Below are 24,904 nucleotides of genomic sequence, written 5' to 3' on the forward strand. Positions count from 1 at the left end.
GCGAAATCCCGAGTACGTCCAGTACAAGCGCTTCCGCCCGGCACACCGAGAGCACGCACCGGACGCCGCGGGACCGCCCTCCGGGCGGACGGCGCTACTTTGCGGACACCCCCTAGCTCTTGGACGGTGTCGCGTTCGGGGGTGACGAGGACGGCAGCGGCGTGGACGACGGGAGGGCGGACGGGGGCCGCGACCTCGACGGCGGGGCCGCGGAACGCTCACCCGACGACGACGGGGTCGGCGTCGGCTCGAGCGGCGAGCGGGTCCCGGGGGGCCGGGAGGGGGACGGGGTCGGGCTCACCGACGGATGCGGGCTGCCGGACCCCGTCCCGGATTGCGGGGACGGCCCGGGGCCGGTGAACTCGGGCGGCGAGGCCGGCGGCACCGGCCGGGCCGGGGACGCGTCCGGGCCCAGTACGAGGTACCCGGCCACCGCGGCGGCGGCCGCGGCCAGACCCGCGAGCGGCAGCGCGAACCGGCGCAGGTTCAGCCGCAGCCGCGCGGCGGGCAGCCGGGCGTGCAGACCCGGCGGCTCCGCGGGGCGCAGGTCGCGGACGGTGATCCGGTCCGCACGGGCGTCGAGGGCCTGGCGCAGCCTGCCTTCGACGGGGCGTTCGCCGAGCGTCATATCCGTCCCTCCAGAATCTTTTCCAGCGCGTCCAGGGCGCGGCTCGCGTTCGACTTCACCGAGCCCCGGCTGATCCCGAGGGTGGTCGCTATCTCCGCTTCGCTCAGATCGGCCCAGTAGCGCAGTACGAGGACCTGCCTGCGGCGCGGGGTCAGCCGGCCGAGTGCGGCCAGGACCTCGCGGTGTGCCTCGTCCAGGACGACGTGGTCCTCCGCGGACGGGACGTCCGCCGCCGCGGGCGGGGTCCACGCACGGGCCGTTCGGCGCCGGCGCAGCACGGACCGGGAGGTGTTGACGACGGCGGTGCGCAGGTAGCCCAGCGCGTTGTCGACCTCGCCGATCCGCTCCCCGTGGCGCCGGTACAGGGCCGTGAAGGCGTCCTGGACCACGTCCTCGGCGGTGGCCAGGTCGTCGACGAGCAGCACCGCCAGCCGCACCATGCGCAGCCGGTGTGCGTGGTAGAGCTCGGTGACGGTGGGCTGCGGCGCCTCGCCGCGCAGGTCGCCGTCGTAGGCGGCCTGCCGACCGTACGTGTGCCCGGACCCGTGCCCGTACGGCCGGGCGGTCCGCGGGGTGGCGCGCTCGCGGCGCAGCACCGACGACCACAGGGCCCGCCACGACCACGAGCCCCGCCACGCCCGGCCGAAGCCGAGCGTGACGGGGCGTGCGGATGGTGCGGGTGTTGCGAGGTGGAGCACTGGATTCCCGGGTTCTCAGCCGTTGGCGCGGCGCCGGACGGCGTACAGGGTGCCGGCGCCGGCGGCGATGAGCACGGCAGCCCCGGCCCCGATGGCGGCGTTGGTGGCGGAGGAGCCAGTATGCGCGAGCTCGTCACCGGCCTGCGAAGGGGTCGCGGCGGGCGCCCCGCTGGGGGACGCGCTGGGCCGTCCCGTGGGCTGGACGCTCGGCTCGGCGGTCGGCGGAACGCTGCGCGAGGGGGTGGGGTGGGCGCTCGGGGCCGAGGTCGGCGGAACGCTGCGCGAAGGGGTGGGCGTGGCGCTCGACGACACGCTGGGGACGGGCGACGGGGTGGCCGAGGCCCCCTGGGCGGCGAAGGCGGGACCGGCGAGCGCGAGGACCGCTCCGGCGGCGGCGGCGGTGACGGCCGCCCGGCGGACGGTCGAGGGGACGCGCTTCAGGTTCATCACAGTGGTTCTCCACGGTCGGGTCACGGTCGGTGCAGGGCTCGGAATGCCGCCCTTCACCCCCGCACGACGCGCGACCCCCCGAGAGGTTGCCGCCGGTTCCGAAGAATTTTTCTCAGGCCGTGGGCAGCGGGATCCTGCGGACCACCTCGAAGCTGAGGTTTCCGTACGTGGTGAAGAAGGCGGCGGCCGTGAGTTCCGTCGCTCCGCCCGGATCTCGGGCCAGGATTTTGGCGCGACGGGCCGTGCGGTCGAGCTCCGGGGCGTGCCGGCGGCCGAGCCGGACGGTACGCGTGACACCGTCCGCCCGTACGTTCAGGAAGCAGTCCCAGGTGCCCGGCGGTATCGGACCGCCGTCGGCCAGCGTGGCCAGGTCGAGCTCCGCCAGGAACCCGGCCATCATCAGCTCCGGGTTCTGCTCGGTGAGCTCCGGGGCCGGTCGGGCGAGGAGGGGCACGAGGTGCTCGTCGCCCGATTCCCGCGCCCGCAGCAGGAGCTCGCTCTGCATGCGGCCGGTCCCGAGGGACTGGATGTACGCGTGCCCGGTCAGTCGTACGCGGCCGCCGCCCGGCCAGGTCAGCGACGAGAGCCGGTGCTGCGTCCTGAGCTTGTCCGTCACGTCGAAGAGCACGTCCGGCAGACCCGCCGCGGGGTCCCGGAACAGCGGGTAGCAGCGGTATACGCGGCCGTCGTCCACGATCTCCCGCGCCGGCTCCAGGGCCGGGTCGTACTCCATCAGCTGCTCGAAGGCGGGCAGCGGGCCGCAGGCGAAGGCGTACAGCCGGATCCAGTCGATCGGCGGCAGCTCGCCGCCCATCTCCGGTCGCCAGTAGGTCTGTACGAGCACCCGCGCCCGCTCGTACACCTCGGCGGTGAAGCCGGGGTTCTCGTGGCGGGCCTCGACGGCCGGGCGCAGTGCCGTGCGCAGCAGGCTGCGGAAGTGCCGGCCGAGCATCCGGCGCCGCCCGAGCGGGTCCTGGACCCGCTCGGCCACCAGCGCCATGACGCGCTCGATGTGCGCCACCGTCTCGCTCGCGGTGCGGGGGCGGGAGGTGATGTTCTGCCCGTCGTCGCGGCGGCGCAGGAAGTAGCAGTCGTAGTCGCCGACGACCGAGATCTTGCCGGCGGCCAGGAACACCTCGGTCACGAAGACCTGGTCCTCGCCGTACCAGAGGTCCTCCGGGTAGCGCAGTCGGGCGTCCTCGATGACCTGGCGGCGCATCAGCTTGGCCGAGTGCAGCGAGCGGTAGACCTCGGAGGTGTGGAGGCCGGCCTCCTCGGCGTGCCGGTGGGCCTTCTCCGACACCGTCCGGCCGAGGCCGACCTGCTTGGCGAGCACGACGTCGCTGCCCTGGGTCTCGGCCATGTCCAGGAGCCGTTCCAGGGCCTCGGGGCCGAGGAAGTCGTCGGCGTCGAGGACGAAGACGTACCGGCCGCGGGCCAGGTCGAGGGCCCGGTTGCGGGGCCCGCCCGGGCCGCCGGAGTTCGGCTGGTGCACGACCCGGACCTGCGGGTACCGGTCGGCGTAGCGGTCCAGCTCGGCGCCGCTTCCGTCCGTGGAGCCGTCGTCGACCGCGATGACCTCCAGCCGCTCGGCCCCCAGGCTCTGCCCGAGCGCCGAGTCGAGGCACTCGTTCAGGTAGGGCATCGCGTTGTAGACGGCGATGATCACGGTGATGTCGGGGACGGACGCGTGGTGCATGCACCTGAGCATAAAGTTCCGCTTCACCGTCTCCGGAGGGGGTCGGTCCGAACCGGGGCACGGGTGCCCTCCGCCCGCGCCCGCGGAGGCGGGCGGCGGTCCCCGCGGTGGCGCACGGCGCTCCCCGTCCCGCCGGGTCAGCGCAGGCAGGACAGGGCCCGGCCGAGGAGGGCGACGCCCTCCTCCAGTTCGCCCGGTGGGCTCGCCGCGTAGCCGAGGACCAGGCCGGGGGCGCCCAGCCGGATCCGGTGCCAGGACAGCGGGTGCGCCTTGACCCCGAGGGCCAGGGCCCCGGCCGCGAGGTCGATGTCCTCGAAGTCCGCGCCGTCGAAGGTGACCATCAGGTGCAGGCCCGCCGCCGCGCCGTGGACCCGGGCGCCCGGCAGGTGCGCGGCGACCGCCCGGAGCATGGCGTCCCGCCTGCGGCGGTGGCGGCGCCGGACGAAACGCAGGTGGCGCTCCAGCTCGCCCGAGTCCATCAGCCGGGCCAGCACCAGCTGGGCGAGGACCGGATTGCCGAGGTCGGCGTACCGCTTCGCGGCGAGCACCGCCGCGCGCAGGCGCGGCGGGACCAGCAGCCAGCCGAGCCGCAGCGCGGGGGCGAGCAGTTTGGACACGCTCCCGGCGTAGCAGACGCCCTCCGGCAGCAGGGCGCGCAGCGCGGGCACGGGTGCGCGGTCGTAACGGTGCTCGGCGTCGTAGTCGTCCTCGACGACCAGTCCCCCGGCCGCCGCCCAGCCGAGCAGTTCCCGGCGGCGTTCGCCGTCGAGCACGACCCCGGTCGGGAACTGGTGCGCCGGTGTGAGCAGCACCGCCGGGGCTCCGCTCGCCCGGAGTGCGGCGGTGTCCAGTCCGCCCTCGTCCACCGGGACCGCCACGGTCTCCAGCCGTCCGTACTCGAGCTGCTGCCGGGCCCCGAGCGAGCCGGGGTCCTCCACCGCGACCTTCCGTACGCCGCCCTCGCGCAGGACGTGCGCCACCAGGGCCAGCGCCTGGGCGACGCCCGCCACGACGACGACCTCGTCGGGATCGGCGCGGATCCCGCGGTTGCGGGCGAGCCAGCCGGTGACGGCCGTCCTCAGCGCGGGCGCGCCCTGCGGGTTCCCGTAGCCGAAGTCGCCGGGGGTGAGCGCGGCGAGCACGCGCCGCTCGGCCTGCAGCCAGGCCGTACGCGGAAACGCCGTGAGGTCGGGCACCCCCGGCGAGAGGTCGATCCGGCACGGCACGGCCCGCAGGGCGTCGACGAGCGCCCCGCCGTCCCCCGCCCCGAACGGGCCGCCCGGGCCGTCGGGGGAGCCCGGTGCGAGCCGGGCGGGCGGGACGGCCGCGGCCGGGGGGCCCGGCACCAGGGGGACGGCCACCACCGTCGTGCCCGCCCGGCCCCCGCCCTGGATCTGGCCGGCGTCCGCCAGGCGCCGGTAGGCCTCGGTGACTAGCCCCCGGGAGACGCCCAGCTCCGCCGCCAGCACCCGGCTCGGGGGGAGCCGGCTGCCCGGCGGGAGCGTGCCGTCGGCGATCGCCGAGCGGATGCGGGCCGTCAGGCGCTCCGTGCGGCCGCCCGGCGCGACCTCCCGCAGGTCCAGCTGGAGGAAGTCCGAGCCGCCTGCCGGGCGGGGGCTTTCGGACCCCTCGGAGTGATGGTCATTGGCCCTGTCCACGGGACCAATGCTTGCAGAGGGTGGACCGTATGAACACCTTCGCCCCCCTGGCGCCCGGCGCCCTCGGCATGGTGCTGGTCGGAAGCAGCGTCACCGTGTCGCGCTCCCTGGTCGACGCCCCGCTGTTCGCCACCCAGGCCGTGCGTTACGCGGCCGCCGCCCTGCTCCTGCTCGCCCTCGCCCGGGCCGCCCGGGTGCCGGTCCTGCGCCCGCGGGGGCGGGAGTGGCTGTGGCTGGCCGGGATCGCGGCCGCCGGGCTCGTGCTGTTCAACGTGGCCGTCGTCCGCGGGGTCGCGCATGCCGAACCGGCCGTCGTCGCCGTGGCGGTGGCGTCCGCGCCGGTGCTGCTCGGGGTGCTCGGCCCGCTGTTGGAGGGCCGCCGTCCCAGCCGCCGGATCCTGGTCGCCGCCCTCGTGGTCGTCGCCGGGGCCGTCCTCGTCGAGGGGACGGGCCGGACGGACGCCGCCGGGGTGGCCTGGGCCGCGCTCGCGCTGGCCTGCGAGGCCGCGTTCACCCTGCTCGCCGTACCCGTGCTGCGGCGGCACGGTCCGTGGGGAGTCTCCGTCCACGCCGTATCGTTGGGGGCCGTGATGCTGGTGGTGCTGATGCTGATCGCCGAGCGTCCGGCCGACCTGCTCGCCCTCGGACCGGCCCGGTGGGCTGCCACCGGGTACCTGGCCGTCATGGTCACCGCCGTGGCCTTCCTCCTCTGGTACCGCACGGTGGCCGCCGTGGGCGCCGGCCGGGCCGGGCTGCTGACCGGGGTCGCACCCCTGGCCGCGGCCGCCATCGGGGCCCTCTCCGGCGGCGGGATCCCGGGCCCGCCGGTCTGGCTCGGCCTGGTCGTGGTGGTCACCGGGCTGGCCCTCGGGCTGACCGTCGCGCCCGGCGCCCCGCGACGGGGGACCGCAAGGACCGGGCCCTCGTGCGCCCTTGAGGGCGCCCGGCCCGGTGGATCACAATCCGCAGATGCCGACGCCCCCGTACAGCAGCCCCCCGTACAGCAGTTGGATGCGCTACTTCTCCCCCACCGCCAACCACCGCAGGCTCGGCCTGGTATGCCTCGGCGTCGGGGTCCAGCAGGGCCTGCTGCCGGTGGTCGGACCCCGGGCCCTTGACCACCACGTCGCGGTGGTCGTCACCCGGGGGCGCGGCTGGTTCAGCCACGCCGGGCGTCCGCCGCAGCCGGTGACCGCGCCCGCCCTGCTGTGGCTGGTGCCCGGCGTGGAGCACCACTACGGCCCGGACCCGGAGACCGGCTGGGACGAGTGCTTCGTGGACTTCGCGGGCCGCAGCGTGGAGGCGTACACCGACCTCGGCTACGTGACTCCCGAGCGCCCGCTCGTGCCGCTGAGCGGGACGGAGGGCGTGCGGCACGTGATCGACGGGATCGTACGGACCGCACGGCGCGGCGGCCCGCTCCTGGAGGTGGAGGCGGCCGCGGCCGTGCACGGACTGCTCGTGGCGCTGCGCCACGCGCGTGCCGGGGTGTCCCGGAACGGCGACGCGGTGATGGACGCGCTGGCCCGGGACGCACTGCTGCCGATCTCGGTGGCCGAGCACGCGGCCCGGCTCGGGATACCCCTCCCCGAGCTGCGCGGGGCCGTCCGGCGCAGCACCGGGGAAGGGGTCAAGGAGTACCTCCTCGGGATCAGGCTCAGCCGAGCGAAGGAGCTGCTGGCCCGGACCGACCTGCCGGTCGCGGGGATCGCCCGGCGGGTCGGGTACGAGGATCCGGCGTATTTCAGCAGGCTGTTCAGCCGCCGGGTGGGCATGGCGCCCGTCCGCTTCCGCAGGCAGCAGTCGGTGCCGCAGGCTCAGGGCAGGTAGCCGATGGTGAGCTCCGCGACCGAGGTCCAGGGGTTGCCGGCCACCTCACTCGTGGCCCTGAGCCTGACGTAGCGGGCGGTCCTGGCGGTGAACGGGACGTCCTGGCGGGCGGTGGTGTTCGCGAAGGTGCCCGTTGCGGCGGCGGCCCCCCAGTTCACCCCGTCCGCGGACGTGAACACCTGGTAGTCGGCGATGCGGCCGTTGCTCTGCGTCTGCCGGGGCAGGCAGTGCAGCGCCGAGACGTTGTAGGCGGCGCCCAGATCCAGCGTGACCTCGTGCGGCATCGGCGCCGTGGCGGCGTACCACTCGGTGTGCCAGATGGTGGCGGGGTCGCCGTCCAGCACGTTGGCGGCGCGCCCGTTCTCGCCGGCGGTCTCCTGGCTGTCGACGCCCTGAACGCTCATCTGCGCCTGTGGTACGAGGAGTTCACCGCCATCGGCCGGCCCGAGGTCGTCGACGGCCAGGTCGTCGAGGATGAAGTCGGCCTCGTCGTGGGAGTCTTCGGCGGTGACCTTCCGGATGCCGATCCAGGCATCGGCCCCGGCGGTGAAGGTCTTGGTGAAGGTGGTGGCCGTCCGCGCCTGGTTCAGCGCGGCGGCCGTCTCGGTGGCGCCGGAGCCCGTGACGAAACGGTAGTCGCCGGAGAAGCCGTTCTCATAGGCGAAGGCGACCTTGTAGGTGTGGCCGGGCGTGAACCTGAGCGTCTGCGGGAGGGTGCGGTAGACCAGGCCCTGCCGTTCCTCGTGCGACTTGAGCGAGTTCTGCCCGGAGATCACGTCGTCGACCGGTTTGCCGTTCCAACCCGCCTGGGTGTACGGGGCGTTGCGCTGGGCGATGTGCGTGCGCGGGTCGGTGGCCGTGCCGCCGGCTCCGCCGAAGGCGAAGGGACCCCAGCCGGCGTCCCCGTTCTCGAAGTCCTCGGTGAACCAGTGGCCGGCGAGCGGGGTGCGGGCCGAGCGGACGACCCGTACGTCGTCCAGGCGGACCGTGCCGGGACCTGCGGCCGCGGACAGCTTGAGGGTGGCCGCGGACCGCCCGGCCGGCACGTCGAAGAGCACCTTCATCCGCTGCATCGTCGTGCCGTTCTTCTCGCTGCCGCCCAGGCTGTCGGTCAGCGTCGAGGAGTCGGCGTACACGGACGCGGAGGCGCCGCCCGCCGGGTCGACGGTGAGGGTGGTCGCGCGGCCGGCGGGGGTGGAGACCCAGACGGAGGCGGCGTAGGTGCCGGGGGTCAGGCCGGTGAGCTGCTGGGAGACGGCGGGGGCGGTCCCGGCGGCCAGGGTGAGCTCGTTCTGGCCCTGGGCGTTGCGCGTGACGGCGGCGCCCGTCCCGGTCACGGTCCAGGCCTTCAGGTCGCCCGCGTAGAAGGAGGGGTCCTTGACCGGGGTGCCCTCGCCCCACTGCGGGTCGGCCTGCGCGGGTGCGGCGCCGTTGGTCACGACGTAGGCGGTCTTCGCGGTGGCGTTGATCGTGACCTGGCCTCCGGTGACGGGGAGGTCGCCGACCGGCTGCCGCCCGGTGTCGGTCAGCCGGTACAGCCTGGGCGCGGTCCAGCCGGCCGGCAGGGTCCAGGTGGTGGAGCCGCCCTTGTCGTTCCAGTGGTAGAGCTTCCCGTCGCGCGGGAGCAGGTAGCTGCCGCCGGAGAGGACGGTGCGGCCGCCGGTGGTGATCTTCCGGGTGCCGCCGGCGGTGGTGGCCGTGGTCCCGCCCGCGAGGGTGACCGTGTCGGAGGTCCACTTCACGATCGGGGACTCCTGGAGGTACTTGGTCGGCAGGTTGACGGCGAAGGTGGTGTTCAGGAAGGCCGTGTAGTCCTTCTTGCCCTGCCAGCCCTCGTACGCGGTGAGTTCGGCGCCGCCGAGGAGCGGGTTCGCGGCGATCCAGTCGTCCTTCGCGTGATTGGCGATGAAGCGGGCGATGAAGCGGGCGATGGTGGAGTTGACGCCCTTGAGGTCGCTGCCGCCGTAGGCGAGGTCGGCGGCCCAGTGGTGCCAGAGGGACTGCTCGGTCAGGGTGTTGGGGAACTCGGTGGCGAGCTGGAAGCCGAGCCCGCCGATCTCGCGCTGGAGCTTGCGGGACACGTAACCGTCCCCGTACCAGACGTCCACGTACAGGAAGTCGAGCCCCGGCGCGGCCGCCTTGAGGTCCTTGAGGCGCCCCAGCCGCTCGCCGGACTGGCCGTCCTTGCGCGTGTCCACGTAGTACGACTGGTCGAGCCAGTCCCAGCCCGCTCCCCCGCTCTGGTGTGCCGGGTCGAAGGTGGCGGAGACCGGGTACTCCTCGGTGGCGTTGATGTGGACGCCGAAGTCGGCGTTGTAGGCGTGTCCTGCGGTGGTGAGGGCGTTGAGGCCGGCCGCTCCGCCCGCCTTGGAGCCGACGTTCTTGTAGTCCATGTGCGCGGAGTCGTGCCCCTCGGAGGCGTACCCCTTGAGGAGGACGAACTGGCCGAGGCCGTCCGTGGCGAGGCTGACGCGCTTGGTCTCGTCGAGGGTCTCGGCGAAGGGGTGGGTGGCCTGGGAGGCGAAGTTGAAGGGGATGCGCTGTACGACCCGGTCGGCGGTCCGCTGCCAGCCGGTGGGCGGGGTCCAGATGTCGCGGTAGGCGACGGCGGCGTCCTGCCAGTCGACGGCCCCGTCGCCGTTGCGGTCCCCGGTGATCGCGATCCGTGCGTACGGGAGCGGCTCGGTGTCGGTGTCGGCGGCGCCCGCGGCCCGGTAAAGCCAGGCTCCGCTCCACAGCCCGGCGCGGCGGTAGGCCCCCTTGTCGGTGACCCGCTTGCCGATCCGGCCGTTCTCCCGGGCGGTGCCTCCGGAGGGGGTGTCGTAGAGGGAGTTGGAGTCGATGGCGGCCGCCAGCCTGGCGGTGTTGGCGAGCCCGTACATCACCGTCGTCGCGGCGGCGTCGACGGGGGTGCTCGCGGTGACGGGGGTGAAGGTGTCCCCGGTGCCGGTCGTGGCGGTGTGCATGTTCGCGGTGGCCAGCGCGGCCCCGGGCTGGTCGCTGCGGACGCTGACGAGGGTGTGGTCGGGGATCGCGAGGCTGCGTACGCGCAGGGCGGCGGTGTCCTCGATCGCGGTGACCTTGAACTCCACGACCGAACCGGTCACCGAGAGGCGGGATCTGACGGTCACCCCGGAGAAGGCCAGCGCGTAGTCCACGGCGGAGGCCGAGGGCGTGGAGGTCACGGCGGGGGTGTAGGCGGTGCCGTTGACGACGATCGTGGAGAGGACGTCCTCGTTGCCGTACAGGACGTCCCCGGTGGCCCGCCGGGTGTAGGCGACGACCCGGGGGAAGCCGCCGTCCACGCTCACGGACAGCTCGGGCGAGCTGATCGTCACGGGGGACGCGGCGGCAGCCGCGGCGGCTCTGCCGGTGTCCTCGGCGGATGCCGCGGGCGCGGAGACGACCAGGGTGGCGAGGAGACCGGCGACCGCGGCTGCGGTCGGCCAGAGGGGGGTGCGCATCGGGCCTCCGGGAGTCGGTGCTTCCTGGGCGGAAGACCGCGCGGCACGGAGTCCCGCGGTCCGCTCACTGACCTGTCAGCTTGCGGACCGCGCCGACGCAGGCCCATGGACAAAGCAGAGCCCCGTCCTGGACTTACGGAAGTGAGGGGAGGGGATGAAGGGATGAAGTGATGGAGGGATGGAGGGGATCAGGAGGTGGCAGGGGTGATCACCACGGCCGTCCCGTACGCGCACACCTCGGTCCCGACGTCGGCGGCCTCGGTCACGTCGAAGCGCATCATCAGGACCGCGTTCCCGCCGCGGGCCTTGGTCGCTTCGATGAGCCGTTGCATGGCCTGGTTGCGGGTCTCCACCAGGGTCTTGGTCAGGCCCTTCAGCTCGCCGCCGATCATCGACTTGAGGCCCGCGCCGATCTGGCTGCCGAGGTGGCGGGAGCGGACGGTGAGGCCGAAGACCTCGCCGATGACCTGCTCGACCCGGTACCCGGGAACGTCGTTCGTCGTCACGACCATGACGCCGGTCTGCTGGGCCCCCGGGCCGCCGCTGTAATCTTCGATTCCCATGGCAACCACTCTCGCGGCGGGCGCGGGCCCACGCATCCGGAGGGGGCCCGTTCCGGCCACCGGCGACCGGCCGGCCGGGAGCCCTCCGGAGCCGAACCGGCGGCGCGCCGCGAGGATCAGGGCGACGCTCTCGTCGTGGGAGGCCGCCGCGCCGCGCAGGTTCGCGAAGGCGTTGCGGTATTCGTCCAGGGCCCGCGGCCTGGTCACGTGGTTCGCGCCGCTGATGTGCTCCACGTACGCCGGCTCGGCGTGCTCCCACGGCCGCGTTCCCGCAGCGGCGGTGCAGTACGCCTTCCTCCAGCAGGGCGGTCACCCGGGGCAGCGGGCGGTTCATCGGCCGCAGCCGGCGTTCGGCGCGCAGTTCGACGACCCGGTCGACCTCCACGCAGTCGGCCACGGGAGTCCCTCGATCGGGTGCCAGGACCGCGCGGCGTCCAGGTGGTCCATACCTGGAGCAGATGGCTGGTCATTGGGCATTTCGGGCTAACCAGCGGTGAGCCATCGGGGCCCTTCGACCCGCCCTCGCCATAGTCGACCGTGGCAGCCGCCCGGCTGCCGCCCCGGCCGGCGACTCACCGCGGCCGGGCGGACGTCTTCCCAGAGGAGCCTGCACATGCGGAAGCCCACCAGGACCGTCCTCGCCCTCGCCGCCGCAAGCCTGGTGCTCGGCGGGGTCGGCGCGGGCGCCGCCGCCGCGGACGAGGGTCCGATGGCCGACGGCCCCTCGCAGGAGCTGGTCGTCCTCGAGCCGGACGGCGACCAGGCCGGCACCTACGAGGGCCGGAAGTACTCCGTCGGCAAGGTCGTCTCGCGCGGACCTCTGAAGCTCCGCTCCAAGCCGACCAGCCGCTCGCACTCCGTGGGATACGTGAAGCCGGACCACAAGGTCGCCATCGTGTGCAAGGTGCGCGGCGAGAAGGTGGACGGCAACGACATCTGGTACCTCCTCCACGTCAAGGAGAAGGAGAAGGACGGCCGGCAGCCCGTGGCCCAGCCGGGAGTCTCGAAGGATGAGGCCCCGCAGAGCACGGAGAACGCGGCGGACGGGGCGGAGGCCAAGGACGGCAAGGACGGCAAGGACGGCAAGAAGGCCTGGATCACCGCCCGTTACGTGAAGAACCTCGACCACGTGAAGTGGTGCGACTGACCTTCCGGCCCGTGCACCGGGCGGCGGGTCCCGCCGCCGGTCAGCCCACCGGGCGTACGGTGCGCGGCCCGACGCACCGCGCACCGTGCGCCCGGACCCGCTCGCGCAGTTCCCGGTCCGCCGTGACCACGACGCAGCCGCGCTCCGCGTAGGCGGCCGCCAGCTCCACGATCCGGTCGTCGCCGCTCCCGGGCGCCGGGTCCACCCGTACTCCGGGCACGGACTCGACGCCCCGGGCCGCTCCCTCGACGACGAGGACGATCTCCTCGACCGGCCCGATGCCCACGATCTCCGCGCCCTGGGCCGGGTCCCGCTCCGCGAGGCGGTCGCGCAGCCGCTCGGCCGCGCCCCGCCGGTCCCGCCACCAGCCGTCCGGTACGGAGCCGACGACGTTCGCGCCGTCCACGATCAACACGCTCATCCTCCCAGTATGGGGAAGCCCGGCAGCCGTCCGCGCCAGGGCGTGTCCGCGAAGTCCCGCCCGACCCGCGACGCCCGGCACGCCCTAGAAGTCGCCGTAGTTGACCTGCCAGGTCGGCAGGCCCATCCGGCGCCAGACCGCCACCACCCGGTCCCGGTCGTCCAGGGAGACCCGCACCGCGTACCGGTGGCGCACGTGCGCGTCGAACAGCTCCGCCTTCACCACGTCGTCGCGGCGCGTGTCGCCGAGCGGCCGCATCCACAGCTCGTCGTAGGGCACCGCGTGCCGGCGCAGCCACGCCTCCGTCTGCGGCCGGTGCTCCTCGCCGCGCCCGGACAGCAGCACGATGGTGTCGCCGTCGGCGCGCCGGAAGGCGTCCAGCGCGTACCGCACCGGCTCGTTCAGCGCGTCGATCTCGCAGCGCGAGAAGTCGTACGGGCTGCGGTCGCCGGTGAGCGCGAGCGTGCCGTCGATGTCGCACATCACCGCGGAGGGCAGCGCCGGGTCGGCCACGTACGGCTCGACCACGGGCTGGTCGTTCAGCCACTCGGCGGTGAGCCGCCAGCCGCCCCTCTTGGCGCTCATGCGCTTGTCGTTCAGTATCCGGATGATCTCCTCGCCGACGGGCCGCTCCCGCGCGGCGTCCCGGCGCAGGCACTCCTCGACCGGTACGTCGGTGAAGTCGTGCACCACGAACGTCGCGCGCCCCGCCACCGCCGCCTTGAGCCGCTTGGGGATGTTCGAGGTCAGGTGCGTGTTGTCGACGACCACGTCGAAGCCGCCCTCGACGGCCGCGCGCACGGCCGCGTCCTGCACGGCCAGGACGGTCTGCTCGTGCCGGTACGAGCGGCCGCGCTCGGGGTCGGGCAGGTCCAGCATGGCCCGAAGGTCGTCAAGGTTGACGCGGCGCATCCGGCCCGCGGCCTCGGCCTGCAGGGCGCGTGCGGCCGTCGTCTTGCCCGAGGCCGGCAACCCGGTCATGACGTGGACGACGGGGCGGGCGGGGTCTTCGGACACTGGTCAGTTCTCCTCGTCGGTGGTGAAGGGGTCGGACGCCTCCGGCCGCACGTGCCGCCATACGGCGAGCTCGGTGGACCGGCCGTCCAGGCGCAGGAACATCGCGGGGCGGATCCAGCGGTCGGGCAGGGACTTCACGGCGCGCGCGAAGGCACCCCGGTCGCCCGCCAGGTGGGCGAGTTCCGCGTACGCCTCGTCGATCGCCCGCTCGCGCCGCGCCGCCGCGTCCTCGAGGCGGGCGACCACCTCGCGCACCCAGGTGTCGAACTCGTCGGGCACCTGCTGCAGCAGCGTCTCCAGCGGCTTGCCGCCCGAGGCCTCGATGTCGGCGGCGGCGCAGTTCAGGCCCTGCGCCAGTTCCCTGGCGGGCAGGCCGGCGAACCGCTCGACGCCGTGGGCGCGCCAGATGTCCCGCTCGGTGACTCCGGTGACCAGCTTGTGGAGGCGTACGTACTCGGACAGCTTGGCCTTCGCGCGCACGCCGGAGGCGAAGCGCAGTACGAAGCCCTCGGCGTCGGTGCCCGCGGCGTTCTCGCCTCCGGGCAGGGTGTTCGACTCGGCCAGCGCCAGCAGTTCGGCGAGCGGCATCGCGGGCCACACCGTGACGACGGACCCGATGCCCTGCCAGTGGCCTGCGGCCTCCGCGAGCGGGACCTCGGTGGTGTCCGGGCCGAACGCGGCGAGGAGCACCAGGTCCCGGCGGTCGCCGTAGTCGACGACGATACGGTTCTGCGGGTACAGGACCTCCGCGAGGTAGGTCACACCGGGCACGAGGGCCGAGGTGTCGCGGGCGTCGAGGTGGCGCTGGCCCCAGGTGGCCTGGGTGCTGATGAAGGATCCCTTGGACGCGACGCGCCAGCGTCCCGCGTAGTGGAAGACCACCGCGAGACTGCCGTCGACCTTGTCGTACACCTCGAACGGCTCGTCGGGCAGGGGCGCCGCGTACGGCCGGCCGGCCTCGTGCTCGCCGACGTTGAAGAACTTCGGCAGCGGCAGCGCGACGATCGCGCCGGTGGCGTCGTCGGCGACGAGTCCGCGGCAGCGCGTCGTCACCCGGTTCCATATCTGCTCGTACTGTGCCGTCCGCGTGTACGTGTAGATGGACAGCGGCAGTTCGGGGTGCGATTTGCGGGTGACGTGCCCGGCGGCGATGGCGGCCGCGAGCTCCTGCTGCGGCAGCAGGTCGTGCAGGGTCGGGTAGGCCTGGTTGTGGCCCATGGGTTCCTCCCGGTTCGAGATGGCTCATTCTCACGTGCGGGAGGGGCGGCCCGGTACCGAATTATCGCTGGTCCGGGGGGCTCTGGCCCAGCCGGTTGATGTCCTGGGGCCGCAGGATCCGGGTGCGGACACCGGCGTCGGGCGTGGCGACGGCGATCATCGCGCGGCCCAGGGCCTCGGTGGTGGTGACGAGGTTCGGCGCGATGCGGCGCAGCAGCGGGAAGAGCGGTGCGGTGACCACGTAGCCGGCCCGGTAGAGGAGGGTCTTGGAGGGCATGCCGCGGACGGGCTGCACCAGGCCGGGGCGGAACATGTAGGCCTGGAAGGGCAGCCGGAGCAGGTCGTTCTCGGTCTCCCCCTTGACGCGGGCCCACATGGTGCGGCTCTGCTCGGTGCTGTCGGTGCCCTCGCCGGAGACGTACGCGAAGGTCAGGCGCGGGTTGGCGGCGGCGAGCGGGCGGGCCGCGGCGAGGGTGAGGTCGTGGGTGACGCGGCGGTACTCCTGCTCCTTCATGCCGACGGCGGAGACGCCGAGGCAGAAGAAGCAGGCGTCGAAGGAGGCCAGGTCCAGGTCCGGGGCGCAGAGGTCGGACGGGTCGTCCTGGATGCGTTCGCGCAGCTTGGGGTGGGAGACGCCGAGCGGGGTGCGGCCGACGGAGAGCACGCCCGTGACGGACTCGTCGCGCAGGCATTCCCGCAGAACACCCCGCCCGATCATTCCGGTTCCGCCGAAGAGGATGACGTTCACGTGGGAAGCCCAGGCCTCAGTGCGAGATGCAGAGTTCATTGCCTTCGGGATCGGCGAGCGTGGTCCAGGTGTACGGGCCCTGGCTGCTGTCGTGGAGGTGCCGGGCGCCCTTGGCGATCAGCCGCTCGACGACCTCGCGCGGGTCGTCGGAGCCGGTGCGGACGTCCAGGTGGACGCGGTTCTTGACCGACTTGGGCTCGGGGACGAACTGGAAGAGGACCCGGGGTGCGCGCTCGAGCCCCTCGGGGTGGCGGATGGCGGCGCCGACCTTCCAGACGAGGGCTCCGCGGTGGGTGGTGGTGTCCTCTTCGCGGGCCTTGCCCTCGGCGACCATCCTGCGGATGAACTCCTCGTCGGTGGGCTCCACTTCCCAGCCGAGGGCCTCGGCCCACCAGTCGGCGAGGGGGTGCGGGTCGGCGGAGTCGATGGTCACCTGGAACGTGTATGCCATGGAGACGACCCTACTGAGGGCCACTGACAGTCGCCGCGGAAGGCGGACCGGGGGGACGGGTCGTTGCGTCGATGCCGCTCGTTCGGCGGGTACGGTTTGCGCCGTAAGTCCCTTTCGGAACGAGGTTGGCGCATGGAGTTCGGCCATGTGGGGCGGGTGGTCATCGCCGACGACGAACCGGTCGTCCGCCGGGGGCTGCGGACGTCCGTCGAGTCGACGGGGGAATTCCACGTGGTGGCCGAGGCCGGGGACGGGCCCGGGGCGGTGGAGGCCGTACGCACGCACCTGCCGGACGTCCTGCTGCTGGACCTCCGCATGCCGCGGATGAACGGCGCCGAGGTCACGGCGGCGCTGCGGGGACCGGAGCCGGAGCCGGATGCAGGTGCGGGTGCGGGTGCGGCGGAGGCGGCCGCGCACATCGTCCTCCTGACGGGCTCCGGACTCGACGCGGACGTGGAGCGGGCCCTGGCCCTCGGCGCGGACGCCTTCCTCCCCAAGGACACCCCGCGCGGGGAACTCCTCGCCGCCCTGCGCGCCGTACGGGACGGTGACGCCGTGCTGTCCCCGCAGGTGCTCCGGCAGGTCCTGGACGCCTCGCGGCCCCCGGCCGCGGCGGGGCGCGAGCAGGCGCGGGCGCGGCTGGGCGCCCTGCCGCCGCGGGAGGCCGGGGTACTGGGGCTGGTCGCCGAGGGGCTGTCGAACGGGGAGATCGGGGAGCGGCTGGGTGCGGCGCCGGACGCGGTGCAGCGCCTGGTCGGCCGGATGCTGGCCGAACTGGGCGCCGCGAACCGGGTACAGCTCGCGCTGCTGGCCCGCGCCGCCGGGTCCGGTGCGCCGGGCCCGGCCCGGTGACGGCCGGCGCCGCCCGGCGCGGGGTCCTGCACCGGCTGGCCGGGCTGCTCTTCCCGCCGGGGCCTCAGGGCGGGAGCGGGCCGCACGGGGTGCTGCCGACGCTGCTGGTCGCGCTGACCTTCGTGAGCGGGGTGGTCGACGCGGTGAGCTACCTCGGGCTCGACCACACCTTCGTCGCGAACATGACCGGCAATGTGGTGTTCCTCGGGTTCGCGCTCGCCGGGGACCGCCAGCTGTCGGCCACCGCCTCCCTGCTGGCGCTCGGCGCCTTCCTCGCCGGGGCGACCGCCGCCGGACGGCTGCGCCGCGGCCGGGAGCCGGCGCGGACGTTCGCACCGCTGGTGTCGGCGCAGGCGGTACTGGTGGCCGGGGCGCTCGCCCTGTCGGCGGGCGGGGCCGGGGCGCTGCCGGTCGTGGGACTGCTCGCGCTCGGCATGGGCCTGCAGAACGCCGTCGTGCACGGGCTGGGCGTGCCCGATCTGACCACCACCGTGGTCACCCGCACGCTGACGGGCCTGGCCGCCGACCCCTGGGACCGGGCCAGCGTACGCAGGGCGGTCTCGGTGGCGGTCCTGTTCTGCGGCGCCCTGGCGGGCGGGCTGCTGACGATCCACCACGGGGCGCGCTGGGCCCTGGCACTGGCGGTGGCCCTGCTCCTCGGGATCGTCCTGGCGGGCGCCCCGAGGGCGGCCGGGCCCCGCCGCCGTCCTCCGACGGGGGCGGGGCCGCGGTGATGCGGGCGGGGGCGGACCGGTCGGTGACCGGGGCGGGCGCTCAGCCTTCCCGGTGCAGCGCGTCGAGCAGTTCGTCGGCCCAGTCGGTGCTGTAGTCGTCCAGCCGCGGGAGGCCGCCCTCGTAGGGGGAGCCCGTCCACTGGAAGGTGGCGCCGGGGTTGTGCGAGGCGTAGCCGCCCTCGGCGAAGAGGTGCGGGCTGCCCTGGATCTGCGGCCCTTCGGCGGTCCGCCACTGCGCGTACACCTCGGCACGGCCGCTGCCGCGGGCCAGTGCCTCCGCCAGCGCCTTGGCGTCGACGTGCTCGCACTGCTCGGCGAGGTCGAGGATCACGGCGTGGACGCTGATGCACTTGCTGTCGGAGTAGAACGCCCGCCGCAGTGCCTCGTCCAGCTCGTCGCTGCCCCGCAGCCCGCCTATCTCGGGGTCCTTCGCGGCCTGGATGGCTTCGAGGGCCGGCAGGGTCGTCACCGGGTAGGTGTGCGCCGGACCGTCCCACATGCGCCAGCCGAGCTCGGGCAGCCGGGCGGCGATCGCCATGATCTCCGGGTCCACGATGAACTTGGGGGTGGGCTCGCGGTTGAACAGCTCCAGCGGGAAGGCCCGGTGGTCGATGAGGAGCGGCAGGGACCGGCGCCGGGCCGCGGCGCGCAGCGTCTGCAGGGAGAGGGTCGCCCAGGGGCAGCCGACGTCCGACCAGACGGTCACCGTCGGGGTGTCTGTTGTTGTCACCATGTCAGATTCTCCTCAGAGCTCGACGCGGACGTCGTATTCGGTCACCCAGGTGTTGAACTCGATGAGCCGCTCCAGCACGGCTCGGGCGCTCCAGGGGCCGCCGACGGCGTAGGAGCCGACCGGCCGGTCCAGCAGCTTGCGGATGTCCGCCTCCGAGACGAGCCGCAGCACCGGGGCGCCCTCGACGAGGATGCCTTCGACCTGCTCGCGCAGGGCGATCTCGTACCGGCGGTCCTGGGTGGAGGGGTACGGGTTCTTCTTGCGGTCGAGCACCGTGTCGGGCAGGACTCCGCGCATCGCCGCGCGCAGCAGGCTCTTCTCCCGGCCGTCGAAGCTCTTCATCGCCCACGGGGTGTTGTAGACGTACTCGACGAGGCGGTGGTCGGTGAAGGGGACGCGCACCTCCAGGCTGGCCGCCATGCTCATGCGGTCCTTGCGGTCCAGCAGGAAGTTCTCCCAGCGGGTGAGGTTGAGGTACGTCCGCTCGCGCATCCGCTCCTCGAAGCCCGTCTCGCCCTCCAGCCGGGGCACCTCCTCCAGGGCCTGGGCGTAGCGCCCCTTCACGTACTCGGTGAGCCCGAGCCTGTCCCACAGGCCGACGTCGCGCAGCGCGCCGATGCCGCCGAGCTTCTCGAAGGGGTGGTGCCAGGGGAAGCTGTCCAGCTCGACGGCCTCCTTGTCGTGGAACCAGGTGTAGCCGCCGAAGAGTTCGTCCGCCGCCTCGCCGGAGAGCGCCACGGTCATCCGCTGCTTCAGCGCGCGGCACAGGATGAGCAGCGAGTACTCCATGTCGCCGGTGGAGACCGGCAGGTCCTGGGCGCGCAGCACGGTGGCGCGCACCTCTGGGTCGAGGATGTCCTCGTTCTCGAGCTCGACGATGATGTGCTCGGCGCCGACGCGCTCGGCGACCTCGACCGCGAACGGGGTGTCCGGGTCGGCCCACTGCATGTTGGTCTCGAAGCGGTTGTCGTGGCCGGTGAAGTCCACGGAGAAGGCGCGCAGCGGCTGTTCGACGCCCTGCTTGGCGAGGGCCTTGGCGGCGAGCGCGGTCACCGCGCTGGAGTCGAGGCCTCCGGAGAGCAGCGTGCCGACCGTGACGTCCGCGACGAGCTGGCGCTCGACGATGTCCTCGAGCAGGTCGCGGACGGTGGCGATCGTCGTGTCGAGGTCGTCGGTGTGCGGGGTGGCCTTGAGCTGCCAGTACTTCGTGGTGCTCCGGCCCTCGCGGGTGAAGCGCACGGTCGTGGCGGGGACGACCTCGTGCATGCCGCGGAAGACGGCGTGCCCGGGGGTCTTGACGATGCTGAAGATCTCCTTCAGCCCCTCGGGGTCGACCACGGCCTCGACTTCGGGGTGGGCCAGGATCGCCTTCGCCTCGGAGCCGAAGAGCACGCCGTCGGCGGTCGGGTAGTAGTAGAGCGGCTTGACGCCCATCCGGTCGCGGACGAGGAGCAGTTCCTCGGTGCGCGGGTCCCAGATCACGAAGGCGTAGATGCCGTTGAGGCGCTCCGCGAAGTCGGCGCCCCACTCCAGGTAGGAGCGCAGGACGACCTCGGTGTCGCTGGAGGAGCGGAACTCGTGGCCGAGCGCGCGCAGTTCCTCGCGCAGCTCCTGGAAGTTGTAGACCTCGCCGGTGTAGGTGATGACCGGCTGCGTGTCGTCGTTCTCGGCGGCGGCCATGGGCTGCCGGCCGCCCTCCAGGTCGATGATCGCCAGGCGGCGGTGGCCGAGTATCGCGCGGGGCGAGGTCCACAGACCGCCCGCGTCCGGGCCGCGGCACTCCATGGTGCACGTCATGGCCGACGCGATGTCCGAGTGCGCCGTCAGATCGCGCTGAAAGCTGACCCATCCGGCAAGGCCGCACATAGGTGATCGGTTCCTCTCGGTGAAGGGGGAAGGACCAGGTGACCAGGTGACCTTGGCCGACTCCGCAGAGTGTCGTGCGGCCCGGACGCCGGGTCCAGCGGGCCCGGTTCAGTCCGTCAGGTGGTGGCGGCCTCGGAGGGCCGCGGGGGAAGGGCCCGGGCCCGGCGACCCGCCGACCTGACACAGGGCTCCGCAGCCGGTTGCCGCGGCCCGTGCGCGGAAGCACATTCCATGGAGTGACACCCACGCCTCTCGACATCGATTCCCCGGCCGCACGGCATCCCGTACGCGCGCCCGGGCGCCCGCCTTCCCTCCTGGTGACCGCGGTCTACGAGTTCGCGCTCACCACCGGCATGCTGTTCACCGTGGTCACCGCCGCCCGCTGGATGGCGGGACCCGGCTCCCCGCTCTCCGGCCTGGTGCCGGGCCCGCGCGGCCAACTGGTGGTGATGGGGCTGCTGGTGGGCTCGGTCGTCACCGCCGTGCTCGGGCCGTCCATGCGCCGGGAGACCGCCGGCCATCTCAATCCGGCGGTCAGCATCGGCCTGTGGCTGCTGCGCGTCTTCCCCGGCAAGGCGGTGCTGCCCTTCGTCGTGGCGCAGCTGGCCGGCTCCGTGTGCGGGGTCGCGCTGGCACGGCTGGTGTGGGGCGGCGCGGCCGCCGCGATCGGCGACGCCGCGCTGGCCCCCGGGCCCGGCTGGGGCGCCGGACCCGTGTTCGTGGCCGAGGCGGGGGCCATGGCCGTGATGATGCTGATCGTGGCCGGGTCCGGGACCCGCCCGGCGCTGCTGCGCCTGCTGCCGCCCGTCATGGGCGCCTGCGTCGCGGCGGTCATCGTCTTCCTCGGGCCGTACTCCGGCGGTGGCGGGAACCCCGCGCGGCAGTTCGGGCCGGCCCTGGTCTCCGGTACGACCGGCCTGCTGTGGGTCTATCTGCTCGCTCCCGTCGCCGGATCGATCCTGGCGGGGGCGGTGGCGGCGCTGGTGCGCCGGCGCCGCTGAACCCGCAGGGGCGCCACCGCCGTGACCCCTGGGGCGGTCACCGGTACCGGACCGGTGGCCGCCCCTGCGCGTGCCCTCGCGGGCCGGGCCCGCCGGGGGCGGGCCCGGCCGCCTCAGCCGAAGTCCGACCCGTGGAGCCAGGCGACCTCGTCGTACATCTCCTCGGCCGACAGGGAGGTCAGCAGCGCGTTGCGCTCGCGCGCCAGCTCGCCCGCCGGGTGGTAGAGCCGGCGGCCGATCTCACGGGCGACCAGCTGGGTCCGGGCCGTGCGCTCGCGGCGCGCCGCGCTGTACTTCTCCAGCCGCTGGACGACGGTGTCCTCGCAGCAGTCCAGCGACTCGGCGAGGACCACCGCGTCCTCCAGCGCCTGGCAGGCGCCCTGGGCCGCGTACTGCAGCATCGGGTGCGCCGCGTCGCCGAGCAGTGCCACGCGGCCGTCGGTCCACACGTCGACCGGATCGCGGTCGCACAGCACCCATGACTTCCAGTCCCGGCCGAGCTCCAGCAGCCGCCGCGCCGTCTCGCCCAGCTCGGGGAACTTGGCGAGCACGTCCGCGCGCTCGGCCGGCCGGCCGACGACGGCCACCTGTGTGCCGTCGTCCCGGGTCGCGGCCAGGTTCAGGAAGGCGCCGCCGCCGATCGGATAGTGGACGAAGTGCCACTTGGGGCCCGCCCACAGGGTCACGGTGTTCCACCGCAGCTCCTCGGGAACCTGCTCCACCGGGACCACCGTGCGGTAGATCGTGTGCCCGGAGACCCTCGGGTCCCCGTCGCCGACCAGCTGGCGCCGTACCGCCGAGCGGATGCCGTCGGCCCCGATCAGCGCCGCTCCGGTGAGCCGCTCTCCGTCGGCCAGTACGGCGGTCACCTCGGCCGAGCCCTGGCCGCGCTGCTCGTACCCCACCACCGATCTGCCGCCGCGCAGCTCGATCCGCGGGTGTCTGCGGCAGGCTTCGAGCAGCGGCTCGTACACGTCGCAGCGCTGCACGACCGCGTACGGATTGCCGAAGCGGGTGCGGTAGTCGCAGGTCAGCGGCATCGAGGCGATCGGCTCGTCCGTGGTGCCGTCCATGAGCCGCAGTTCGTCGATGTAGACCGCCCGGTCGCGGACCTGTGCGCCCACGCCGAGCAGGTCGAGCGCGTGGAAGGCGTTGGGGCCGAGCTGGATGCCCGCGCCGAGTTCGGTGAACGCCTCCCTGCGCTCCAGAACGGTCACCCGGTGGCCGCGTCCCGCGAGCCCGAGCGCCGCGGCGAGTCCGCCGATGCCTCCGCCGGCGATGAGTATGTTCGCCATCTGTGGTTCACATCCCTTGTGTTGTCGTGTGTTCGAGGAAGAGCCGGCGGAGTGTGCCGGGGCTGGGGGGCCGGGCGGGGCCGGGGCGATCCGGTCGTCGGCGGGGCCGGGAGATCGGGGCGCCGTCGGGCCGCCGTGGATCGTGACGGGGCGTCGGCGTGCCGGGGTCCGGGCCCGGCGCGGTGGCGGCGCGCCGCGTCACCGCTGCTGCCGCGGGGAGGTGCGAGGTGGTGGAGGGTCCCGGTGCGTTCGTCGGCTCCGCCGCCGGGTGCCCGGCGGACGCTGCCCTGACGGTGCGTGCGCCGCCCGGCCCGCGCAGGGCTGCGGGAAGCGCGCGGCGGTCCCCGCGTCGCCGCGCCGCACGCGAGTGGCCGGCGCGACAGCCGACGCCGTCAGGCCCGGCCACTGACCCGGAAGAGCGGGCACGCGGCCGGCGTCGGGCTCATGGCCCTCGGTGGGGTCCTCACGGTTCTGGTCAGGGCTCCTCGGCTGAAGTACGGAACGGGGGAAGCTCGCGCGGCCACCCTGCAATGAGCCGCGCGGGCGTGCGCAGGGCGCCGGGAGCACTTCGTCAGGTGCCGCGGACGGCGTCACGAAGCCGTCAGGTGTGCGGCCCGTCAGGGGCCGGGGGTGCGCCGGCCGGGGTGGGTGGCGAGGAGTGCGACGAAGGTCAGCAGCCAGGCGCCCACCGCGATCCACAGGAGCACCTCGCCCAGCGGGCGCAGCCAGCCCACCCCGGTGGGGGCGGCCGCCGAGAGGCAGGCGGTGGCCGTCATCCCGAGGGGGAAGACGGTGGCCCAGCGCCGGATGTCGTAGTGCGGCCGCCACTGGCGCAGCTCCGCGGCGAGCAGGAGCGCGTACCAGCCGAGGGACAGGGCGAGCGTCGCGAGCGTGGCGATGCGCAGCGCCGTGTGCGCCGCACCGGTCCACACGGGTGACGCCGTGAGCTTCGATCCGGCCAGTGCCGAGATGGCGAGCGCGCCGCCCGCCACCCAGTGGTCGCCCGCTCCCCGCAGCACCTCGCGGAAGTCGAAGCGTACGAGGGCCACCGTGTACAGCAGCAGTCCGAGGCAGAACGCGCCGAGCGCCGCCCGGGCGAGCCAGTCGCGGTGGAGCGCGGCGGCCAGGGTCGCCGCCAGGACGGCGAGCCCCTGGGTGGCGACGCAGACGAGGAACGCGGCGCCGGGCATCCGCCGTTTCCAGTGCCGTACGACGGCGATCAGCAGCCCGGGCCAGAGGACGGCCGCCAGCGCCAGCAGGGCGGCGGCGAGGCCCTGCCACCCCAGCAGGGAGATCCGGGTGCCGAGCACGGTCGTGGCGGCGACGGCCGTCAGGGCGGCCGGGGTGTCGGCCTCGGCCTCGAAGCGGCCCCGGTCGGCCACGAGCCGGGTGGTGAAATCGGCGGCGAGCACGAGCCACAGCACGGCGGAGAGGACCAGCGCGGCCAGGGACAGCGCGTCGAACCCGGTCAGGTGCAGGCCGACGGAGAGGATGCCGGCGGCCATGACGGCGGCGCCCGCGGCCGGGGGGAGCCCCGTCCACCACCGGCGGCCGGGCAGGGGGAACACCTGCTTCACCCTGCCAGCGGACACCGTGCGGCCGCGGCCCGCGAGCGTGGTGGGCCACCCGGCCCAAGGCGGGTGCACGGTGCCCGTGCCTTGACTTCCCGAGGGCGCTGCCCGACCCTCTGCGCCCATGGGACAGCTCGAGGGCAAGGTCGCGGTGATCACGGGCGGGTCCGCCGGCATCGGACTGGCGACGGCGCACCGGTTCGTACGGGAGGGCGCCCGGGTGTTCGTCACGGGGCGCCGCGAGGCGGAACTCGCCACGGCCGTGCAGGAGTTGGGGAGCAGTGCGGTGGGGGTGCCGGGTGATGTCACCCGGTCGGCGGACCTGGAGCGGCTGTACGCGGCGGTCGCGGCCGAAGGCAGGCCGATCGACGTCCTGGTGACCAACGCGGGCGGCGGAAGGGCCGGCGGCGTCGCCGAGTTCACCGAGGAGCAGTTCGACATCGTCTCGGACCTGAACTTCCGCGCGACCTTCTTCACCGTGCAGCGGGCGCTGCCGCTGTTCGGGGAGCGCGGTTCGGTCATCCTGGTCGGTTCGATCGCGGGCTCGTCGGGCTCCACCCGCTTCGGCGTCTACGGCGCCACGAAGGCGGCCGTCCGGTCGATGGCGCGCAGCATGGCGCTGGAGCTGGCGGGGCGCGGGATCCGGGTGAACGCGCTCAGCCCGGGCCCGATCGACACCCCCGCGCTGTCACGGGCGCCCGCCGCGATCCTGGAGGAGGTCACCTCCGGGGTCCCGCTGGGCCGGACCGGGCGCCCGGAGGAAGTGGCCGCGGCGGCGCTGTTCCTCGCCTCGGAGGAGAGCAGCTACGTCACGGGCATCGAACTGTTCGTGGACGGCGGGGCGGCCCAGGTCTGACCGG

23 protein-coding genes and 1 pseudogene are annotated in these 24,904 nt (G+C 74.0%); 7 read left to right on the top strand and 17 right to left on the bottom strand.

Annotated elements, in window-relative coordinates:
* Positions 1 to 112 precede the first annotated feature (112 nt).
* From ACFY1T_RS17340 to ACFY1T_RS17360, 5 genes are all read right to left on the bottom strand, one after another.
* Positions 113 to 628 (bottom strand): hypothetical protein, encoded by a 516-nt coding sequence (locus tag ACFY1T_RS17340; protein ID WP_390788890.1) that lies wholly within the window; start codon positions 626 to 628, stop codon positions 113 to 115.
* Positions 625 to 1,326: an RNA polymerase sigma factor gene (locus tag ACFY1T_RS17345; protein ID WP_390788891.1), complete on the bottom strand. Its 702-nt coding sequence runs from the start codon at positions 1,324 to 1,326 to the stop codon at positions 625 to 627. The genes ACFY1T_RS17340 and ACFY1T_RS17345 overlap by 4 nt, the downstream gene beginning before the upstream one ends.
* Before the next feature lie 15 nt (positions 1,327 to 1,341).
* Complete coding sequence (locus ACFY1T_RS17350; protein WP_390788892.1) at positions 1,342 to 1,773, bottom strand: LPXTG cell wall anchor domain-containing protein; 432 nt, start codon at positions 1,771 to 1,773, stop codon at positions 1,342 to 1,344.
* 115 nt (positions 1,774 to 1,888) lie between these two features.
* A complete protein-coding gene (locus tag ACFY1T_RS17355; protein ID WP_390788893.1) occupies positions 1,889 to 3,475 on the bottom strand; it encodes a glycosyltransferase family 2 protein in 1,587 nt (528 codons plus the stop codon).
* 137 nt (positions 3,476 to 3,612) lie between these two features.
* A complete protein-coding gene (locus ACFY1T_RS17360) occupies positions 3,613 to 5,133 on the bottom strand; it encodes a PLP-dependent aminotransferase family protein (RefSeq protein ID WP_390788894.1) in 1,521 nt (506 codons plus the stop codon).
* 29 nt (positions 5,134 to 5,162) lie between these two features.
* Here ACFY1T_RS17360 and ACFY1T_RS17365 point away from each other — a divergent pair, with 29 nt between their 5' ends.
* Together ACFY1T_RS17365 and ACFY1T_RS17370 are read left to right on the top strand one after the other, a co-directional pair.
* A complete protein-coding gene (locus ACFY1T_RS17365; protein ID WP_390788895.1) occupies positions 5,163 to 6,251 on the top strand; it encodes an EamA family transporter in 1,089 nt (362 codons plus the stop codon).
* The gene (locus ACFY1T_RS17370; protein ID WP_390788896.1) at positions 6,145 to 6,963 is read left to right on the top strand and encodes a helix-turn-helix domain-containing protein; all 819 of its coding nucleotides are present in this window, start codon (positions 6,145 to 6,147) and stop codon (positions 6,961 to 6,963) included. The genes ACFY1T_RS17365 and ACFY1T_RS17370 overlap by 107 nt, the downstream gene beginning before the upstream one ends.
* On the opposite strand, the gene ACFY1T_RS17375 is transcribed toward ACFY1T_RS17370, so the two are convergent.
* The 3 genes and pseudogenes from ACFY1T_RS17375 to ACFY1T_RS17385 form a co-directional block, all read right to left on the bottom strand.
* Positions 6,951 to 10,427 (bottom strand): endo-alpha-N-acetylgalactosaminidase family protein, encoded by a 3,477-nt coding sequence (locus tag ACFY1T_RS17375; RefSeq protein ID WP_390788897.1) that lies wholly within the window; start codon positions 10,425 to 10,427, stop codon positions 6,951 to 6,953. The genes ACFY1T_RS17370 and ACFY1T_RS17375 overlap by 13 nt on opposite strands.
* Before the next feature lie 188 nt (positions 10,428 to 10,615).
* Positions 10,616 to 10,990: a YbjQ family protein gene (locus ACFY1T_RS17380; protein ID WP_390789130.1), complete on the bottom strand. Its 375-nt coding sequence runs from the start codon at positions 10,988 to 10,990 to the stop codon at positions 10,616 to 10,618.
* A gap of 126 nt (positions 10,991 to 11,116) precedes the next feature.
* Positions 11,117 to 11,230, bottom strand: a pseudogene (locus ACFY1T_RS17385) (hypothetical protein); the annotation flags it as partial.
* Positions 11,231 to 11,603: 373 nt separating this feature from the next.
* On the opposite strand from ACFY1T_RS17385, the gene ACFY1T_RS17390 reads away from it, so the two are divergent.
* Positions 11,604 to 12,137: a hypothetical protein gene (locus ACFY1T_RS17390; RefSeq protein ID WP_390788898.1), complete on the top strand. Its 534-nt coding sequence runs from the start codon at positions 11,604 to 11,606 to the stop codon at positions 12,135 to 12,137.
* 40 nt (positions 12,138 to 12,177) lie between these two features.
* Here the strand turns inward: ACFY1T_RS17390 and ACFY1T_RS17395 are convergent, their stop codons facing one another.
* The 5 genes from ACFY1T_RS17395 to ACFY1T_RS17415 all read right to left on the bottom strand — a co-directional run bounded on the left by ACFY1T_RS17395 (position 12,178) and on the right by ACFY1T_RS17415 (position 15,992).
* Positions 12,178 to 12,558: an NTP pyrophosphohydrolase gene (locus tag ACFY1T_RS17395; protein WP_390788899.1), complete on the bottom strand. Its 381-nt coding sequence runs from the start codon at positions 12,556 to 12,558 to the stop codon at positions 12,178 to 12,180.
* An 84-nt stretch (positions 12,559 to 12,642) separates the two neighbouring features.
* On the bottom strand, positions 12,643 to 13,575 hold the full coding sequence (locus tag ACFY1T_RS17400; RefSeq protein WP_390788900.1) for an AAA family ATPase: 933 nt from the start codon (positions 13,573 to 13,575) through the stop codon (positions 12,643 to 12,645).
* Between the two features lie 3 nt (positions 13,576 to 13,578).
* A complete protein-coding gene (locus ACFY1T_RS17405; protein WP_390788901.1) occupies positions 13,579 to 14,793 on the bottom strand; it encodes an RNA ligase in 1,215 nt (404 codons plus the stop codon).
* A gap of 61 nt (positions 14,794 to 14,854) precedes the next feature.
* On the bottom strand, positions 14,855 to 15,541 hold the full coding sequence (locus ACFY1T_RS17410) for an epimerase (RefSeq protein WP_390788902.1): 687 nt from the start codon (positions 15,539 to 15,541) through the stop codon (positions 14,855 to 14,857).
* Between the two features lie 16 nt (positions 15,542 to 15,557).
* A complete protein-coding gene (locus ACFY1T_RS17415) occupies positions 15,558 to 15,992 on the bottom strand; it encodes a VOC family protein (RefSeq protein WP_390788903.1) in 435 nt (144 codons plus the stop codon).
* A gap of 132 nt (positions 15,993 to 16,124) precedes the next feature.
* Here ACFY1T_RS17415 and ACFY1T_RS17420 point away from each other — a divergent pair, with 132 nt between their 5' ends.
* Complete coding sequence (locus ACFY1T_RS17420) at positions 16,125 to 16,844, top strand: response regulator (RefSeq protein WP_390788904.1); 720 nt, start codon at positions 16,125 to 16,127, stop codon at positions 16,842 to 16,844.
* Entirely contained in the window at positions 16,841 to 17,578 is a 738-nt protein-coding gene (locus ACFY1T_RS17425; protein WP_390788905.1) for a YoaK family protein, read from the top strand. The genes ACFY1T_RS17420 and ACFY1T_RS17425 overlap by 4 nt, the downstream gene beginning before the upstream one ends.
* A 40-nt stretch (positions 17,579 to 17,618) precedes the next feature.
* Here the strand turns inward: ACFY1T_RS17425 and ACFY1T_RS17430 are convergent, their stop codons facing one another.
* Together ACFY1T_RS17430 and asnB are read right to left on the bottom strand one after the other, a co-directional pair.
* Positions 17,619 to 18,311 carry a DsbA family protein gene (locus ACFY1T_RS17430; protein ID WP_390788906.1) on the bottom strand — a complete coding sequence of 231 codons (693 nt, stop codon included), beginning with the start codon at positions 18,309 to 18,311 and terminating at the stop codon, positions 17,619 to 17,621.
* A gap of 12 nt (positions 18,312 to 18,323) precedes the next feature.
* Positions 18,324 to 20,177, bottom strand: a complete 1,854-nt coding sequence (gene asnB, locus ACFY1T_RS17435; protein ID WP_390788907.1) for an asparagine synthase (glutamine-hydrolyzing) — start codon at positions 20,175 to 20,177, stop codon at positions 18,324 to 18,326.
* 236 nt (positions 20,178 to 20,413) lie between these two features.
* Between asnB and ACFY1T_RS17440 the strand changes: the two genes are divergently transcribed.
* On the top strand, positions 20,414 to 21,178 hold the full coding sequence (locus ACFY1T_RS17440) for an MIP/aquaporin family protein (protein WP_390788908.1): 765 nt from the start codon (positions 20,414 to 20,416) through the stop codon (positions 21,176 to 21,178).
* Positions 21,179 to 21,291: 113 nt separating this feature from the next.
* Here ACFY1T_RS17440 and ACFY1T_RS17445 read toward each other — a convergent pair whose 3' ends face one another.
* Both ACFY1T_RS17445 and ACFY1T_RS17450 read right to left on the bottom strand, forming a co-directional pair.
* Complete coding sequence (locus ACFY1T_RS17445; RefSeq protein WP_030873400.1) at positions 21,292 to 22,473, bottom strand: 3-hydroxybenzoate 6-monooxygenase; 1,182 nt, start codon at positions 22,471 to 22,473, stop codon at positions 21,292 to 21,294.
* Between the two features lie 617 nt (positions 22,474 to 23,090).
* Entirely contained in the window at positions 23,091 to 24,050 is a 960-nt protein-coding gene (locus ACFY1T_RS17450; RefSeq protein ID WP_390788909.1) for a tellurite resistance/C4-dicarboxylate transporter family protein, read from the bottom strand.
* A gap of 118 nt (positions 24,051 to 24,168) precedes the next feature.
* On the opposite strand from ACFY1T_RS17450, the gene ACFY1T_RS17455 reads away from it, so the two are divergent.
* A complete protein-coding gene (locus tag ACFY1T_RS17455; protein WP_390788910.1) occupies positions 24,169 to 24,900 on the top strand; it encodes an SDR family NAD(P)-dependent oxidoreductase in 732 nt (243 codons plus the stop codon).
* Positions 24,901 to 24,904: the final 4 nt, after the last annotated feature.

It is taken from the genome of Streptomyces sp. NPDC001194 (assembly GCF_042896985.1).
Classification (GTDB): Bacteria; Actinomycetota; Actinomycetes; order Streptomycetales; family Streptomycetaceae; genus Streptomyces.

Bases quoted from the DNA above. Each gene is read 5' to 3' on its own strand.
- ACFY1T_RS17340 (WP_390788890.1), bottom strand. From the start codon at position 628: ATGACGCTCGGCGAACGCCCCGTCGAAGGCAGGCTGCGCCAGGCCCTC.
- ACFY1T_RS17350 (WP_390788892.1), bottom strand. From the start codon at position 1,773: ATGAACCTGAAGCGCGTCCCCTCGACCGTCCGCCGGGCGGCCGTCACC.
- ACFY1T_RS17355 (WP_390788893.1), bottom strand. From the start codon at position 3,475: ATGCACCACGCGTCCGTCCCCGACATCACCGTGATCATCGCCGTCTAC.
- ACFY1T_RS17365 (WP_390788895.1), top strand. From the start codon at position 5,163: ATGAACACCTTCGCCCCCCTGGCGCCCGGCGCCCTCGGCATGGTGCTG.
- ACFY1T_RS17370 (WP_390788896.1), top strand. From the start codon at position 6,145: ATGCGCTACTTCTCCCCCACCGCCAACCACCGCAGGCTCGGCCTGGTA.
- ACFY1T_RS17375 (WP_390788897.1), bottom strand. From the start codon at position 10,427: ATGCGCACCCCCCTCTGGCCGACCGCAGCCGCGGTCGCCGGTCTCCTC.
- ACFY1T_RS17380 (WP_390789130.1), bottom strand. From the start codon at position 10,990: ATGGGAATCGAAGATTACAGCGGCGGCCCGGGGGCCCAGCAGACCGGC.
- ACFY1T_RS17390 (WP_390788898.1), top strand. From the start codon at position 11,604: ATGCGGAAGCCCACCAGGACCGTCCTCGCCCTCGCCGCCGCAAGCCTG.
- ACFY1T_RS17395 (WP_390788899.1), bottom strand. From the start codon at position 12,558: ATGAGCGTGTTGATCGTGGACGGCGCGAACGTCGTCGGCTCCGTACCG.
- ACFY1T_RS17405 (WP_390788901.1), bottom strand. From the start codon at position 14,793: ATGGGCCACAACCAGGCCTACCCGACCCTGCACGACCTGCTGCCGCAG.
- ACFY1T_RS17415 (WP_390788903.1), bottom strand. From the start codon at position 15,992: ATGGCATACACGTTCCAGGTGACCATCGACTCCGCCGACCCGCACCCC.
- ACFY1T_RS17420 (WP_390788904.1), top strand. From the start codon at position 16,125: ATGGAGTTCGGCCATGTGGGGCGGGTGGTCATCGCCGACGACGAACCG.
- ACFY1T_RS17430 (WP_390788906.1), bottom strand. From the start codon at position 18,311: ATGGTGACAACAACAGACACCCCGACGGTGACCGTCTGGTCGGACGTC.
- asnB (WP_390788907.1), bottom strand. From the start codon at position 20,177: ATGTGCGGCCTTGCCGGATGGGTCAGCTTTCAGCGCGATCTGACGGCG.
- ACFY1T_RS17445 (WP_030873400.1), bottom strand. From the start codon at position 22,473: ATGGCGAACATACTCATCGCCGGCGGAGGCATCGGCGGACTCGCCGCG.
- ACFY1T_RS17455 (WP_390788910.1), top strand. From the start codon at position 24,169: ATGGGACAGCTCGAGGGCAAGGTCGCGGTGATCACGGGCGGGTCCGCC.